This window comes from Streptomyces yatensis (assembly GCF_018069625.1).
Taxonomy (GTDB): domain Bacteria; phylum Actinomycetota; class Actinomycetes; order Streptomycetales; family Streptomycetaceae; genus Streptomyces; species Streptomyces yatensis.
Window position 1 is genome coordinate 4,129,506 of the sequence record NZ_CP072941.1, and the last position, 15,237, is coordinate 4,144,742.

The window sequence follows — 15,237 nt, forward strand, 5'->3', positions numbered from 1 at the left end:
CTCGTGGATGGACGGATGGGGGTCAGCCACACACCGTTGACCCGGTGCTGGGCGGGATGTTAGACAGCGCTAAGCGATATGCGCAATGAACGTTGCAGAGATTGCAACCGGAATCCGTAATGGAGGCGCCTCCATGGCCACCGACCACAGCGACCAGGCCGTCGCCGCTCTCGCGCGGGAGCGCGTGGACCACCGCTTCAAGGGGCTGCCTCCGAGCGCCGAGGGCCTGACGGTCGGCGAGCTCGCCGCCGAGCGGCGCTCCCTGTTCACCGGCGGCTTCACCACGCCCGTCCTGGCCCTGTCGGCCGAGGCGCTGGAGCACAACCTGGTGGCGATGGAGCGCTACTCCGCCGCCCATGGGCTCGCCTTCGCCCCGCACGGCAAGACCTCCATGGCCCCGCAGCTCTTCGAGCGCCAGCTCGCGCACGGGGCCTGGGGCATCACCGCGGCCGTCCCCGCCCATGTGCGGGTCTACCGGGCCTTCGGCATCCAGCGGATCTTCCTCGCCAACGAGCTCGTCGACGCCGCCGCCCTGCACTGGCTCGCGGCCGAGCTCGACGCCGACCCCGACTTCCGCTTCATCGCCTACGTCGACTCGGTGCGCGGCGTCGAGCTGATGGACGCGGCGCTGCGGGAGGCCGGCGCGCGGCGGCCGGTCGAGGTCGTGGTCGAGCTGGGCGGCGGTGAGGGGGCGCGTACCGGGGTCCGTACGGAGGCGGAGTGCGCGGCGGTCGCCGACGCGGTCGCGGCCACCGGGACCCTGCGTCTTGTCGGCGTCGCCGGCTACGAGGGCGAGGTGCCGAAGCCGGACGGCGAGCGGGTGCGGGCCTGGCTTCGCCGACTCACCGCGCTGGCCGCGGACTTCGACGCGGCGGGCCGCTTCGAGGGCGTGGACGAGGTGGTCGTCAGCGCGGGCGGCAGCGCGTGGTTCGACGCGGTGGCCGACGTCCTCGCGGAGCTGCCCACGCTGTCCCGGCCGGTGCTGAAGCTGCTGCGCTCGGGTGCGTATGTCTCCCACGACGACGGTCACTACCGGCACCTCACCCCCTTCAACCGCGTCCCGGAGGAGGGCGAGCTGCACCCGGCCTTCCGCCTGTGGGCCCAGGTCGTCTCCCGCCCCGAGCCCGGCCAGGCGTTCCTCAACGCGGGCAAGCGGGACGCGGCGTACGACCTCGATCTGCCCGCGCCCCAGCTCATCCGCTCCGCCCGCGACGGCGCCACCCGCCCCGCCACGGGCCTGGCCATCACGGCCCTGTCCGACCAGCACGCCTGGGTCACCGTCGCGGACGGCACGGAGCTGGAGGTCGGCGACTGGGTGGCCCTGGGGCTCTCGCATCCGTGCACCAGCTTCGACAAGTGGCAGCTGATTCCGGTGGCGGAGGCGGACGGCACGGTCACGGACTACATCCGCACCTTCTTCTGACCCCTCCGGGGCACCGCCCCACCCCGCGCGAAGGGAGACGCACCCCATGGACCTGGTCATCCGCGACGCACGCGTCATCGACGGCACCGGCGGTGCCGCCTACCGGGCCGACGTGGCCGTGGACGGCGGCCGGATCGCCGCCGTCGTCCGCGAGGACGGCGGCGGGCCGCGCCCCACCGCCCGCCGCACCGTGGACGCGGACGGCCTCGTCCTCTCCCCCGGCTTCATCGACATGCACGCGCACAGCGACCTCGCGCTGCTGCGCGACCCCGACCACTCGGCGAAGGCCGCGCAGGGCGTGACGCTGGAGGTCATCGGCCAGGACGGGCTCTCGTACGCCCCCGTGGACGACCGGACCCTCGCCCAGATCCGTACCGCCATCACCGGCTGGAACGGCGACGGTTCCGACATCGACTTCACCTGGCGCACCGTCGGGGAGTTCCTGGACCGCCTGGACCAGGGCTTCGACGGCCAGGGCATCGCGGTCAACGCCGCCTACCTCATCCCCCAGGGCACCGTGCGGATGCTCGCGGTCGGCTGGGAGGACCGCGACGCGACACCGGCCGAGGTCGCCCGGATGAAGGAGCTGGTGGCCGAGGGGCTGCGGCAGGGCGCCGTCGGCCTCTCCTCCGGCCTCACCTACACCCCCGGGATGTACGCCTCGGACGCCGAACTCACCGAGCTGTGCCGGGTCGTGGCCGCCTACGACGGCTACTACTGCCCGCACCACCGCTCCTACGGCGCCGGCGCCCTGCGCGCGTACGAGGAGATGGTGGCCCTCACCCGCGAGGCCGGCTGCGCGCTCCACCTCGCCCACGCCACCATGAACTTCGGCCTCAACAAGGGCCGCGCCCCCGAGCTCCTCGCCCTCCTCGACACCGCCCTCGCCGACGGCGCCGACATCACCCTCGACACCTACCCCTACCTCCCCGGCTGCACCACGCTGGCCGCGATGATGCCGAGCTGGGCGGCCGAGGGCGGCCCCGAGGCGGCGCTCGCCCGGCTGCGCGACGACGCGACGGCCGAGCGCATCCGCCACGTGATGGAGGTGGAGGGAGCGGACGGCTGCCACGGCGTGCCGATGGACTGGGACACGATCGAGATCTCCGGCGTGAACGACCCGTCCCTCACCGGCTACGTCGGCCGGACCATCGCCGCGAGCGCCCGCGAACGCGGCGAGGCCCCCTGGACCACCGCCCGCCGCCTCCTCCTGGAGGACCACCTCGGCCCGACGATCCTGCAGCACGTCGGGCATGAGGAGAACGTCCAGGCGATCATGAAGCACCCGGTCCACACGGGCGGCAGCGACGGCATCCTCCAGGGCGCCAAGCCCCACCCCCGCGCCTACGGCACCTTCCCGCAGTACCTCGGCCGCTACGTCCGCGAGCTGGGCGTCCTCACCCTGGAGGAGTGCGTCGCCCACCTCACCTCCCGCCCCGCGGCCCGCCTCCGCCTCCCCGACCGCGGCCGGATCCACGAGGGCTACCGCGCCGACCTCGTCCTCTTCGACCCGGACACGGTGGCCGCGGGCTCGACCTTCGACACCCCCCGCACCCTGCCGACCGGCATCCCCCACGTCCTCATCGACGGCCGCTTCGTCATCGAGCACGGCCGGCGGACGGACGTCCTGGCGGGGCGTTCGGTGCGGCGGCACACGGGCTGACCTGGGAATGCCGCGGTTCATCAGCGCCTTGCTGATGAGTATGCGCATCTTCCGCACCTACGCCCGCGTCTACGCCGCCGACCTGGACGCGGCGCTGGCACCGCTCAGCGCCGTTACCGGTGAGCCGATCACCACCCGCTTCACCATGCCAAACGGCCTGGAGCTGGCGACCATCGGGCAGATTCTGGTGGTGGCGGGCGACGAGCGAACGCTGGAGCCGTACCGGGCAACGGCGGCAACGCTGATCGTGGACGACCTCGACGAGTGCCGGGCACGCCTCGACCAGACGGGAGCGCGGATCGTGCGCGGCCCGCAGACCGTTCCCACCGGGAGGAACCTGACGGCCGAGCTACCCGGTGGCGTCCAGATCGAGTACGTCGAGTGGGACGAGGCGCAGTGGCAACGCGCCGGAGGGCGACCCCGTTAGCCGGGTGTTAGCGGAGCGGCAGGCTTGCGGTAGCGGCCCCGGCCAGAGTGGGTGACGTACCGAGAACAACGTCACCGACCGCCCCCGGGGGGACTCGACATGAACGCCACCACCACCGTCCGCCGTCGCCGCACCATGCGCATCGCCGCCGCTGCCCTGATCGCGGCCGCCGGCCTCAGCCTGACCGCCTGCAACAACGACACGGACAACACCGGCACCAAGAAGCCGGCGGCCTCCGCCGAGGCCAGCACCGGGGGCTCCTCCACCGGAGCGCAGGGCTCCGACGCCAAGCCCGACGCCAAAACGGGCGATACGGACAAGGCGCCATCCTCGACCGGCGACCAGAAGTTGGCGGACGGCAGCACGGCCAAGATCGACAAGCTCGGTACCCAGCACTACCGCCTCAAGATCATCAACGACGGCGCCGTCCTGGCCACGCTGGAGGCGAACCAGCGCGATGCCGGGCTCGACGCCAACGGCATGTACGTCGTGCTCACGCTGGGCGGTGAGGTCCACTCCTGGATGGGCGGCGAGCACAGCGGGGCGGGCACCTACAAGCTCGCGGGCGGCTGGACGGCCAAGGTCACCAAGCTCGGCGACGCCCACTTCCGCGCGGACATCATCGGCAACGAGGGCTCGGTGGACGGCACGCTGGAGGCCAACCAGCACGACGCCGGGATGGTCGCCAACGGCGTGTACATCGTGCTCAGCGCCGGCGGCGTGATCAGCGCCCACCAGTAAGCACCTGCCCGACCGCGGCGGTGGAGTTGCCTGGGGCGGCTCCACCGCCGCTCAGCCTTCCCGCTCCGCCGCCGCTCAGCCCTCCAGCTCCGCCGCCACGAAGCGGCGCAGGTGGCGGCGGGCGTCGGCCACGGTCAGGGCGGGGGCCTGGCGCAGGCGCCGCAGGGCCAGGCCGTCGGCCAGGGCGGAGAAGCGGAGGGCGAAGTCGGCCGGGTCCTCGCAGGCGAAGTCGCCCTCGTCGCGGCCCCGTTCGACCAGCGACTGGATCTCGCCGTGCCATGCCTCGTAGCGCTCGGCCTGGCCACGGGCGAAGGACTCGTCGCGTTCGCCCGCGTTCCAGTAGTCGAACCACATGCGCCAGTGCTGGTCCGTGTCGTCCGTGAAGAGGGCGTCGATGAGCAGCCGCAGCCCCTCCGCGCCGCTGGTGGCCTTCGCGGCGGCCTCGCTCAGCGCGGCGTAGTAGCGCTCGATGTGCAGGACCATCGCCTCGGAGAGGACCTCCTGCACGCTCTCGAAGTGGTACGTGACCGTGCCGACCGAGACCTCGGCCGCGGCCGCCACCTCGCGCACCCCGACCCCCTTGGTGCCGCGCTCCGCGATGAGCGGAACGGCGGCCTCCACGATGAGGCGGCGGCGCACCTCGGTCGGCTGCCGGGTGCGGCGCGAGGCGTCGACGGCGCGGCGCGGAGGGCGGCGTTCGGCGGGGGACGTCACGCGGATGTCCTCGGCGTGGTGTGGTGCCATGCGCGCGTGGCCACTGTCTCTCCGTTCGCCCGTGCCTCGATGCTGCTGTCCATGATGAATTCCTCCGCCGTGGCCCGCAGTTCCACGGCGGTGACGACCTCCGTGTGCCAGGCCCCGCGCCGCAGCCGGATGGTCCACCGAGAGCTTGCCACGGCCGACAGCGGATCGTCGGAGCGGATGCGGTAGGTCTCGCGGGCACTCTCCTCGTAGCGGAGTCCGTCGGGGTAGGTGCGGGAGCCGCCGTAGTTGGGGTCCACGTCCAGCACCCACTCGCCGGTCGCCACGTCGTGGGTGAGGGTCCGCTCGGGGCGTGGTTCGGCGGGCGGGTCGACGGTCACGGCGAGCGGTGCGGCCTGTTCGGGCTCCTCGAAGACGATGGGCGGGCGGCCCGCGTCGGCACCCGGGTCCCGTACCGGCAGCAGCAGGGCGCTGTCCCCCGGCCGTACGGTCAGCCGGCCGCGCTCGCCGTGCGGCCAGACCCACGGCCAGTACGCGTCGGAGACGGCGACCCTGACGCGGTGGCCGGGCGGGAAGGCGTAGCCAGTGGCGTTCAGCTCGAACTCCACGTCCTCCTCTCGCCCCGGCTCCCACTCGACGGCCTTGTCCCGCCCCTCGCGGGAGAGCAGGTTGAGCACTCCACGGGTGACCAGGGTGGACGAGCCGTCGGGCGCCACATCGCAGACGCGGGCGATGACATGGGCGCGCCGGGTGGCGCTGTCGAGGCGCAGCCGTACGCGGGGACGGCCGAGGATCTCGACCCGATCGGTCAGCGGCGACGAGTCGAAGCAGACCGAGCGGCCGTCCTCCTCGCGCTGGTCGGGCGGCAGATCGGTGGCGTTGCCGAAGGGGAAGAAGCGGCCCGCGTCCAGGCCGGTGTGCAGCGGAGAGCGGACGATCACCGGCTCGTCGGCGGGGCCGCCGAGCGGACGTTCGTCCCACATGACGGTCGGCGACGGCCAGCCGTCCTCGCCGACCCAGCGGCCGGGCATGGTCGCGTACGAGGTGGCGGGCGGTACCGGGTCGTTGATCCAGGCGCGCAGCGGCGGCTCGTCCAGCACGCCGGTCGGCTCGTCCTTGAGCCAGTGGTCCCACCAGCGCAGCGTCTCCTGGAGGAAGCCGATCGCCGGGCCCGGCGGCAGCCCCCGGTCCGGGTACTGATGCGACCAGGGGCCGATGAGGCCGCGCACGGGCGCGTCCAGGTGTTCCAGCAGGCGCAGCACGGTGTCCCGGTACGGATCGGCCCAGCCGCCGACCGCGAGCACGGCGGCCTCGATCGCGCCGTAGTCCTCGCAGACGCTGCCGTGCCGCCAGTAGTCGTCCCGCTCCTGGTGGGCGAGCCAGGTGTGCAGATACGGCTCGAGCGCGTCGAGCCGCTCCCGCCACATGGGCAGCCAGCGGTCCTCGCCGACGGAGGTGGGATGCGGGGGGCGGGCGGTGAACGCCAGCATCGTCCCGGCCCAGGCGAGCATGTCGATGCCGAGGACGGCGCCGCCGGTGTAGTGGACGTCGTTGTCGTAACGGTCGTCGGTGGAGCAGACGGTGACGATCGCCTTCAGCGGGGCGGGGCGCAGGGCGGCGATCTGGAGCGAGTTGAACCCGCCCCAGGAGATCCCGAACATCCCCACCTTGCCGGTGCACCAGGGCTGCTCCGCGAGCCAGTTGACGACGTCGACGCCGTCGGCGAGCTCGGTCGCGGTGTACTCGTCGAGCATCACGCCCTCGGAGTCGCCGCTGCCGCGCAGATCGACCCGTACGGAGGCGTAGCCGTGCCCGGCGTACCAGGGGTGGCGCTGGGCGTCGCGGGGTGCGGTCCAGTCGCTCTTGCGGTACGGGAGGTATTCGAGGAGGGCGGGTACGGGGGCGGTTTCGGCGTCTGTGGGGCGCCAGATGCGTGCGTGCAGCCGCGTTTGCCCGTCCCGGGTGGGGATCCATACGTCCTCGGTCCGCACCTTGCGGGGGAACGTCTCGCGGTACTTCACGCTGCTCCTTGGGGGGTGGGGTAGGTCTTGTCTGGGGGTGGGTCGTCTGGGGGTGGGTCGTCTGGGGGTGGGTCGTCTGGGGGTCGGGTGCGCCTGCGGGTCGGGTGCGCCTGCGGGTCGGGTGCGCCTGCGGGTCGGGTGCGCCTGCGGGTGGGGGGTGCGCCCGCGCGTCGGGGTGCGCCCGCAGAGCGGGGTGCGCCCGCAAGTCGGGGTGCGCCCACGCGTCGGGGTGCGCCCGCAGAGCGGGGTGCGCCCGCAAGTCGGGGTGCGCCCACGCGTCGGGGTGCGCCTGCAGGTCCGGTGCGCCCGCAAGTCGGGGTGCGCCTGCGGCGGGCAAGCCCCCACCCCGCCCCTTCCCGGAACCGGGGCTCCGCCCCGGACCCCGCTCCTCAATCGCCGGAGGGGCTTGAACTGCGATCAATCGCTGGCGGGGCTTGAACTGCGCCTCGCGTAGCTCGCCCGGGGGCGGAAGCCCCCGCCCGGCGAGGCCCAGGGGCACGGCCCCGGCCGCCCCTCGGGCAGGCATGCGGCTGCCAGGTTGTGGGCAATCGTTCCTCCCCCAGCTACCGCTGGGAGGTGCCCCCCGGCGGAACGGGTGGGCACGACCCGCCCACCGGCCCGCACCCGGCGGCGATACGCCAAGGGACAACCCCCACGGGGGCCGGGGCCGGCCCCGGTTTCGGGGAGGGGCGGGGTGGGGGCTAGCCATCCGCCGGCCGCCACCTGCGTACCCGGTGCCCCCCGCCCAACTCATCCCACACCGCCCCCGGCTCGGCGGCGTCCGCCCATTCCTCCGCCGGGGCCGAAGCCGCCAATCCCTCCGCCTCCGGATCCGGCTCCAGCGCCGCCCCCATCAGCGCCCGCGTATACGGATGCCCCGGCCCCTCGAACACCGCATCCGTGGGCCCCTCCTCCACCACCACCCCGTGCCGCAGCACCACCACCCGGTCCGCGATCCCCCGCACCACCGCCAAGTCGTGGCTGATGAACAGGCACGCCAACTCCCGCTCCCGGCGCAGATCGTCCAGCAGCCGCAACACATCGGCCTGTACGGACACGTCCAGCGCCGTCGTGATCTCATCCGCGATCAGCACCTCCGGCTCCCCGGCCAGCGCCCGCGCGATCCCGATCCGCTGACGCTGGCCGCCCGACAGCTGCGCGGGCAGCCGGTCGGCGAAGTCGGGGTCGAGGCGGACGTCGGCGATCAGCTGCCGGGCCCGCGAGGCCGCCTCGCTCCGCGACCCCGCCGAACCGAAGAAGCGCAGGGGCCGCCGTATCGCATCGCCCACCGAACGCCGCGGATTGAGCGAGGTGTCGGCGTTCTGGAAGACGAGCTGCACGGTGCGCCGCAGCGCAAGCGGCCGCCGCCGCGCGGGGACACCCAGATCACCGCCGGACCCACCGTCCGACACAGCCCCCGTCGCACCCCCGGCCACATCCGACGCACCGGACACACCCAACGCACCACCCGACGCACCAGACACACCCGATGCACCAGACACACCCGATGCACCCGATGCACCCGATGCACCCGACACACCGGACCCTCCGGACCCCCCACCCCTCATCGTCCCGCCCGACAGCCCCCGCAGCCCCGCCAGCGCCCACGCGATCGTCGACTTGCCGCTCCCCGATTCGCCGACCAGGGCCAGCACCTCCCCCCTCCGCACGCTGAAGGAGACCCCGTCCACCGCGCGGCTGGTGCCGTAGTCGATCGTCACCTCGCGTACGTCCAGCGCCTCGGGCGCGTCCGCGTCCGCGTCCGGGGCCGAGTCCCCGCCCGCGACCGCGGGCACCTCGGCCCGGGGGCGGATCTCGCGCGTGCCGTCCTCCCCCACCAGCGCCAGCCCCGCGTCCGCGATGCGCGGGACGCTGGCCAGCAGGCGGCGGGTGTACGGGTCGGCGGGGGCGGCGAAGAGGCGTCGGGTGGGGGCGGACTCGACGACCCGACCCGCGCGCAGGACGCACACCTCGTCGGCCATGTGCGCGACCACGCCGAGGTCATGGCTGACCAGGACGGCGGCGAGGCCGAGTTCCTCGCGCAGGGCACCGACCAGGTCCAGCACCCCGCGCTGGGTGATCACGTCGAGGCCGGTGGTGGGCTCGTCCAGGACGAGCACCTTGGGGCGGGCCGCGATGGCCATGGCGATGGCCACGCGCTGCTGCTGTCCGCCGGAGAGCTCATGCGGATAGCGGCGGGCGAGTTCGCGGGGATGCGGCAGCCTGACCTGCTCCAGCAGATCCGTGACGGGCACCTCGCCACCCGCCTCCGCGATCTGCCGTCCGATGCGCATGCTGGGCGTCAGGGCCTGGCCCGCGTTCTGGGAGACCATCGCGACCGTACCGCCGCGCAGCCGCCGCAACTCCCGCGCGGAGAGCGCGAAGACGTCCCTGCCCTCGACGGCGACCCGTCCGCCGGTCAGCCGCGATCCGTGCCGTAGATGCCCCAGCAGCGTCGCGGCGACCGTCGACTTGCCGCTGCCCGACTCGCCGACCAGGGCCAGCGTCCGGCCGGGGAGCACCTCCAGCGACACCTCCTCCACGACGGGCACCTCGCGCCCGCCCTTCCCGCCAGACCCGCCCGACCCGCCCGACCGGTAGGCCACGGACAACGCCTCCACCGAGACGATGGGCGCCGTCTCCGCCGGAACAGTCGCTTCCGCCGAACTGAAAGCCGTCATCAGGAGCCCTCCCGGATCCGGTCCACGCCCCACGCCTTGGACAGGCCGTCGGCCGCGAGGTTGAGCCCGACCACCAGCGTGGCCAGGGCGATGATCGGCGCGAGGCTGGCCATCGGGACGACGGTGATGGCGGTGCGGTTCTCCGAGACCATCAGCCCCCAGTCGGGGGTGGGCGGGTCGGCGCCGAAGCCGAGGAAGGACAGCGAGGAGATCAGCAGCACCACCCAGGAGGCGCGCATCGCGAACTCGACGCACACCACGTCGGTGATGTTGGGCAGCACCTCGCGCCGCAGGATCGCCCAGGTGCTCTCGCCGCGGGCGCGCGCCGCGGTGACGTAGTCCTGGGGGACGACGGCGAGCGCGGCGCCGCGCACCACCCGTACCACCTGGGGGACACAGACGACGGCGATGGCCAGCACGATGACCGAGGATCCGGTGCCCAGCGCGGTGACGATCACCAGCAGGACGAGGATCGCGGGGATGGACAGCACCGCGTCCAGGACCCGCATCAGCAGATCGTCCAGCCAGCCGCCGCGCAGGGCGGCCGCGCAGCCGAGGACGGCGCCGAGGGCGACGGTGAGGACGGTCGCGGTGACGGAGACGCCGAGCGCGTACCGCCCGCCGTACAGCACTCGGGTCAGCACATCGCGCCCGTAGCTGTCGGTGCCCGCCCAGTGGTCCGCGCCGGGCCCCAGCAGTGCGTGCGAGGCGTCGCCGGTGGTGGGGTGGTAGGGGGTGAGCAGCGGGGCGAGCAGCGCGACCACGAGGTGCACGGCGACGATCGCGAGCCCGATGGCGGTGGGCCGGGAGGAGCGCACGGCGCGCCAGGTGCGGGCGGCCACGCCGGGCCGGACGGGCGCGGGCGGCACGGCGGCAGCAGACGCTTTCGGCGAGCTCATCGGATCCTCCCTCCTCGGGTGCGGAGCTTGGGGTTGAGGGCCATGGAGCCGAGGTCGGCGGCGAGGTTGCACAGGACGTAGACGACGGCGCTGATGAGGGCGATGGCCTGGATGACGGGCAGGTCGCGGTTCTGGACGGAGGAGAGCATCAGCTTGCCGATGCCGGGGTAGTTGAAGACGTTCTCGACCACGGCGACGCCGCCGACCAGCCAGGCCACGTTGAGCGCGATGACGTGGAGGGTGGGCAGCAGGGCGCTGGGCAGTGCGTGCCGGGTGACCACCCGCCAGGTGGACAGGCCCTTGAGCCGGGCGGTGGTGACGTATTCACTCGCCATGACGTCGATCACCGAGGTACGGGCCATCCGCACGATGTACGCGGCCATGACGATCGCGAGCGAGGCGGCGGGCAGCCAGACCGCCGGGAGGAGCTGCCCGGTGCTGGCGCCCGGTCCGTACAGCACCACGGCGGGCAGCACCGGCACGGTGACGGAGAAGGCGAGCACCAGCACGGTGGCCACGACGAATTCGGGGACGCTCATCCCGATCAGGCTGACCGTGGAGATCAGGTGGTCGGGCCAGCGGTCGCGGTAGAGCCCGGCGACGATGCCGAGGACGAGGGAGCCGGTGACCGCGAAGAGGATGGTGACGACGGCGATGAGGGCGGAGTTGCCGAGATACTGGGCGACCTCGCCGCCCACCGGTTTGGTGGTGACCAGCGAGGTGCCGAAGTCGCCGTGCAGGGCGCCGTCGATCCAGTGGCCGTAGCGCTCCCAGGCGGGCTGGTCGAGCCCCATCTGGTGGCGCAGCGCGGCGACCGCGTCGGGGGTGGCGTCCCTGCCGAGCACCTGGGTGGCGACATCGCCGGGCAGCGCCTGGACGGCCAGGAAGACCAGGACCGAGGAGAGCAGCAGGGTGCCCAGCGCGGAGACCACGCGGCGGACGAGGAAGGTCAGCATGCGCCTCATGCCCCCTTCAGACCGATGCGGAGGTAGTCGAACTCGAAGCCGTGCTCGGCGTAGCCGCGCACCTTCCGCGAGATCCCGACGAGCCGGTCGGCGAACATCGGGGTGATGGCCCCGCCCCGCTCGATCACCAGCGCTTGGGCCTGTCCGTACAGCTCGCGCCTGCGGCCCGCGTCGGTCTCCCGGCGGGCCCGGTCGAGCAGCGCGTCGAACTCCTTGTCGGCCCAGGCGGTCTCGTTGTACGAGGAGCCGCCGCGGAAGACCTGGTTGAGGAGCTGGTCGACGGGGCGCCCGGTGTACCAGTAGGTGGCCATGAGCGGCTTCTTCATCCAGATCTGGGTGTAGTACGAGTCGGCGGCCGCGGTCTTGACCCGGATCCGGATGCCGGCCCGCCCGGCCGACTCCTGGTAGGCGAGGGCCATGGGCGTGAAGATCGGGTCGTACGAGGAGGTGTAGAGGTCCACCGCCAGCCGCTCGTACCCGGCCTTCTTCAGCAGATGGCGGGCCTGCTCGGGGTCGTGGGCGGGGTGGGCGGCGGTGTGGGCGGGGTCGTTCGGCGGGACGGGGTTGTCCCAGCCGGCGGTGCCCGCGCCCTGGAGGGCGGCCTTCAGGATGTGCTCGGGGTCGTAGGCGAGCTTCATCGCCTGCCGCACCCGCACGTCCGTGAAGGGCTTCTCGGTGGTGAGCATCGGCAGCACGTACCACTGGGCGTTCTCGGCGCGGGCGATGGTGGCGCGGTCGGAGGCGGCGATGACCCGGGCGGTGGCGAAGTCGAGGTTGGTCTGGGAGAGCAGATCGACCTGTCCGGCCAGCAGGGCGTTGGAGCGGGCCTGCATATCGGCGACGGAGTAGAAGTCGATGGCGTCCAGGACCGGGCGCCCGGCCCAGTGGTCCGGGTAGGCGGTGACCCGGCCGGGCCCGGCGGCGGCGAAGGATTCCAGCCGGAACGGGCCGGTGCCGATGCCGGTGCGGCCGATGGAGCGGGCGCTGCCGTCCGGGACGACATAGCAGTTGTAGTGGGTGAGCAGGCTGGGGAACTCGGCGTGCGGGCTCTTCAGCGGGACGACGAGGGTGTGGGCGTCGGGAGTGCGCAGCCGCTTCGGGTCGACCAGCGGGGTCAGCACGGGGGCCTGCGGGGAGGCGGTCGCGGTGTCGAGGATGTGGCGCAGGGTGTAGGCGGCGTCGGCGGAGGTGAAGGCGCGGCCGTCGTGGAAGGTGACGCCGCGGCGCAGCCGGAAGGTCCAGGTGGTCGCCTTGGCGTCGGGCTCCCAGGATTCGGCGAGGTCGGGGGCGACGGTGCCGTCGGGCCCGATCCGGACGAGCCGGTTGTAGAGCGCGCCGAGGTATTCGTACGCGGAGAGTGCGCTCGCGGGGTCGAGGGTCTCGGCGTCGGAGGCGGGTGGCCGGGCGATGCGCAGGGTGCCGCCGCGGTCGGGCCGCCCGGCGGGGCCGCGGGTGGGCACGGCCCTCGTCGGGGACGCGGAGGCGGCTCCGGAGCAGCCGCTCAGCAGGGCGGAGCCGCCGAGCGCACCGCCGATCGCCGCCGCGGTGGTGAGCAGCGACCTCCGTGGCAGCCCGGCCGCGGCGGGGGCTGTTCGGTGGGAGGTCTCGGATGTGAACGGGGGCATGAACGGGGGCACCCTTCCCTTACTCGTTCAGCGGAACGATTGGGTGAAGTGCGTGAACGATAGCCAGGACACCCGTTCGGGCCAACCCTTCGTTCGCGAAAATTAACGCCGGAAACAGAGTCGTTACCCGGCGCGGACCCGGCACGGACCCGGCACGGAGAGCGACACGGAACCGGCACGGAGAGCGGCCCGGGGACGGCGCACGGGGTCGCGGACCCCGCCCCACGGCGCCCCCGCACTCCGTCCGCGCACTGCCCGCGCACCGTCCACGTGGCGAAAAACACCGAGCGGCCCCGGATACTCCGCCGTATGGTGGCCGACATGCAGGTGATCCAGTCCACGAAGCTCTCCAACGTCTGCTACGAAATCCGTGGCCCGGTGCTCGAGGAGGCGATGCGACTGGAGGCGGCAGGACACCGCATCCTCAAGCTGAATACCGGCAATCCGGCGACCTTCGGCTTCGAATGTCCCCCGGAGATCCTCGAGGACATGCTCCGCAACCTCGGCGACGCCCACGGCTACGGCGACGCCAAGGGGCTGCTGTCCGCGCGGCGCGCGGTGATGCAGCACTACCAGACCCAGGGCATCGACCTCGATGTCGAGGACATCTTTCTCGGCAACGGCGTCTCCGAGCTGATCCAGATGTCGATGCAGGGGCTGCTCGACGACGGCGACGAGGTCCTCGTCCCGGCCCCCGACTATCCGCTGTGGACCGCCGCGGTCTCCCTGGCCGGCGGCACCGCCGTCCACTACCGCTGCGATGAGCAGTCGGACTGGCTGCCGGATCTCGCCGATATCGAGCGCAAGGTCACCGACCGCACCAAGGCGCTCGTCATCATCAACCCCAACAACCCCACGGGTGCCGTCTACGGCGAGGAGACGCTGCGCGGGCTCACCGATATCGCCCGCCGCCATCAGCTGATCGTCTGCTCCGACGAGATCTACGACAAGATCCTCTACGACGGGGCCACCCACACCCCGACCACCACCGTCGCCCCCGATCTGCTGACCCTCACCTTCAACGGGCTCTCCAAGGCGTACCGGGTGGCGGGCTACCGCAGCGGCTGGCTCGCGGTCTGCGGCCCCAAGGCGCACGCCGCCAGCTATCTGGAGGGCCTGACGATCCTGGCCAATATGCGGCTGTGCGCCAACATGCCGGCGCAGCACGCGGTGGCCACGGCGCTCGGCGGCCGGCAGTCGATCAACGACCTGGTGCTCCCCGGCGGCCGGCTGCTGGAGCAGCGGGACACCGCCTACGACCTGCTGACCCAGATCCCGGGTGTCACGTGCGTGAAGCCCAAGGGCGCGCTGTACGCGTTCCCCAAGCTGGACCCCAAGGTCTACAAGATCAAGGACGACCGGCAGATGGTGCTGGATCTGCTGCGGACCGAGAAAATCATGATCGTGCACGGCACGGGGTTCAACTGGCCGGAGCCGGATCACTTCCGCATCGTCACCCTGCCCGCCAAGAAGGATCTGGCGGACGCGGTGACCAGGATCGGGAACTTCCTGGACGGATACGGCCAGCCCTGATCTTTTTAGTCTCGGCTCAACTTTAGACAGAGTCTAAGTTAGGATGGTCTCCTGACCCCTTGGAGGCCATCCATGTACGAGCCGATCCGCACCAAATCGGTCCACAGCATGGCCGAGCCCACGCCCGACTTCCCGCACCGCACCCGCGGGGAAGAGCTGGACATCCGGCTGGCCGGACACCTCACCGCGCTGCTCACCGTGACGGACGAGCTGCGCGCCCACACCCCGCACCCCGGCCTCGACGACGCCGCCCAGCGCCTCGCCGAGCAGGTCACCCGCCTGCGCGACGGCCGCGCCCCGCTGCGCGCGGCACCCTCGACCACGGAGCCGGACGCGGCGCATATCGCCGCCCTCCACCAGCGCGCCCACACCCTGGCCGGATGGGCCCTGGTCGTGGCCACGTCCCGTGAGGACACGGCGGCCTCGACGCTGGCGGCCGAGCGACTGGAGGCGCATGCGGCGGCGCTGGGGCTCACGGAGGCGTAGCCGGAACCGCCCGGGAGCGGACGCGGCCTGAGCGCAGCACTCAACTCTCGGACCAGAATGACTCGTTCCGA

12 protein-coding genes are annotated in these 15,237 nt (G+C 72.7%); 6 read left to right on the plus strand and 6 right to left on the minus strand.

What is annotated here, in order from left to right; all coding sequences use genetic code 11:
* The first annotated feature begins 133 nt into the window (after positions 1-133).
* The 4 genes from J8403_RS16840 to J8403_RS16855 all read left to right on the plus strand — a co-directional run bounded on the left by J8403_RS16840 (position 134) and on the right by J8403_RS16855 (position 4,254).
* The gene (locus J8403_RS16840) at positions 134-1,423 is read left to right on the plus strand and encodes an amino acid deaminase (protein ID WP_211123906.1); all 1,290 of its coding nucleotides are present in this window, start codon (positions 134-136) and stop codon (positions 1,421-1,423) included.
* A 46-nt stretch (positions 1,424-1,469) separates the two neighbouring features.
* On the plus strand, positions 1,470-3,086 hold the full coding sequence (locus J8403_RS16845; protein ID WP_211123907.1) for an N-acyl-D-amino-acid deacylase family protein: 1,617 nt from the start codon (positions 1,470-1,472) through the stop codon (positions 3,084-3,086).
* Between the two features lie 34 nt (positions 3,087-3,120).
* Entirely contained in the window at positions 3,121-3,513 is a 393-nt protein-coding gene (locus J8403_RS16850) for a VOC family protein (RefSeq protein WP_246585866.1), read from the plus strand.
* A gap of 99 nt (positions 3,514-3,612) precedes the next feature.
* Positions 3,613-4,254 (plus strand): hypothetical protein, encoded by a 642-nt coding sequence (locus tag J8403_RS16855; RefSeq protein ID WP_211123908.1) that lies wholly within the window; start codon positions 3,613-3,615, stop codon positions 4,252-4,254.
* A gap of 75 nt (positions 4,255-4,329) precedes the next feature.
* Here the strand turns inward: J8403_RS16855 and J8403_RS16860 are convergent, their stop codons facing one another.
* The 6 genes from J8403_RS16860 to J8403_RS16885 form a co-directional block, all read right to left on the minus strand.
* Entirely contained in the window at positions 4,330-4,998 is a 669-nt protein-coding gene (locus J8403_RS16860; protein WP_211123909.1) for a TetR/AcrR family transcriptional regulator, read from the minus strand.
* Positions 4,965-6,977: a CocE/NonD family hydrolase gene (locus tag J8403_RS16865; RefSeq protein WP_211123910.1), complete on the minus strand. Its 2,013-nt coding sequence runs from the start codon at positions 6,975-6,977 to the stop codon at positions 4,965-4,967. The genes J8403_RS16860 and J8403_RS16865 overlap by 34 nt, the downstream gene beginning before the upstream one ends.
* Before the next feature lie 701 nt (positions 6,978-7,678).
* Positions 7,679-9,658, minus strand: coding sequence for an ATP-binding cassette domain-containing protein (locus J8403_RS16870; protein WP_211123911.1), 1,980 nt, complete (start codon positions 9,656-9,658; stop codon positions 7,679-7,681).
* Complete coding sequence (locus tag J8403_RS16875; RefSeq protein WP_211123912.1) at positions 9,658-10,557, minus strand: ABC transporter permease; 900 nt, start codon at positions 10,555-10,557, stop codon at positions 9,658-9,660. Before J8403_RS16875 ends, J8403_RS16870 begins: the two co-directional genes overlap by 1 nt.
* Complete coding sequence (locus J8403_RS16880) at positions 10,554-11,513, minus strand: ABC transporter permease (RefSeq protein WP_211128286.1); 960 nt, start codon at positions 11,511-11,513, stop codon at positions 10,554-10,556. The genes J8403_RS16875 and J8403_RS16880 overlap by 4 nt, the downstream gene beginning before the upstream one ends.
* 5 nt (positions 11,514-11,518) lie before the next feature.
* A complete protein-coding gene (locus J8403_RS16885) occupies positions 11,519-13,147 on the minus strand; it encodes an ABC transporter substrate-binding protein (protein ID WP_211123913.1) in 1,629 nt (542 codons plus the stop codon).
* Between the two features lie 321 nt (positions 13,148-13,468).
* Between J8403_RS16885 and J8403_RS16890 the strand changes: the two genes are divergently transcribed.
* Together J8403_RS16890 and J8403_RS16895 are read left to right on the plus strand one after the other, a co-directional pair.
* Complete coding sequence (locus J8403_RS16890; protein WP_211128287.1) at positions 13,469-14,680, plus strand: pyridoxal phosphate-dependent aminotransferase; 1,212 nt, start codon at positions 13,469-13,471, stop codon at positions 14,678-14,680.
* Between the two features lie 72 nt (positions 14,681-14,752).
* Entirely contained in the window at positions 14,753-15,166 is a 414-nt protein-coding gene (locus tag J8403_RS16895) for an SCO4983 family protein (RefSeq protein ID WP_211123914.1), read from the plus strand.
* The last annotated feature ends 71 nt before the right edge of the window (positions 15,167-15,237 follow it).

Coding starts and splice junctions, on each gene's coding strand:
- J8403_RS16840 (WP_211123906.1), top strand. CDS start 134: ATGGCCACCGACCACAGCGACCAGGCCGTCGCCGCTCTCGCGCGGGAG.
- J8403_RS16845 (WP_211123907.1), top strand. CDS start 1,470: ATGGACCTGGTCATCCGCGACGCACGCGTCATCGACGGCACCGGCGGT.
- J8403_RS16850 (WP_246585866.1), top strand. CDS start 3,121: ATGAGTATGCGCATCTTCCGCACCTACGCCCGCGTCTACGCCGCCGAC.
- J8403_RS16855 (WP_211123908.1), top strand. CDS start 3,613: ATGAACGCCACCACCACCGTCCGCCGTCGCCGCACCATGCGCATCGCC.
- J8403_RS16860 (WP_211123909.1), bottom strand. CDS start 4,998: ATGGCACCACACCACGCCGAGGACATCCGCGTGACGTCCCCCGCCGAA.
- J8403_RS16870 (WP_211123911.1), bottom strand. CDS start 9,658: ATGACGGCTTTCAGTTCGGCGGAAGCGACTGTTCCGGCGGAGACGGCG.
- J8403_RS16875 (WP_211123912.1), bottom strand. CDS start 10,557: ATGAGCTCGCCGAAAGCGTCTGCTGCCGCCGTGCCGCCCGCGCCCGTC.
- J8403_RS16880 (WP_211128286.1), bottom strand. CDS start 11,513: ATGCTGACCTTCCTCGTCCGCCGCGTGGTCTCCGCGCTGGGCACCCTG.
- J8403_RS16885 (WP_211123913.1), bottom strand. CDS start 13,147: ATGCCCCCGTTCACATCCGAGACCTCCCACCGAACAGCCCCCGCCGCG.
- J8403_RS16890 (WP_211128287.1), top strand. CDS start 13,469: ATGCAGGTGATCCAGTCCACGAAGCTCTCCAACGTCTGCTACGAAATC.
- J8403_RS16895 (WP_211123914.1), top strand. CDS start 14,753: ATGTACGAGCCGATCCGCACCAAATCGGTCCACAGCATGGCCGAGCCC.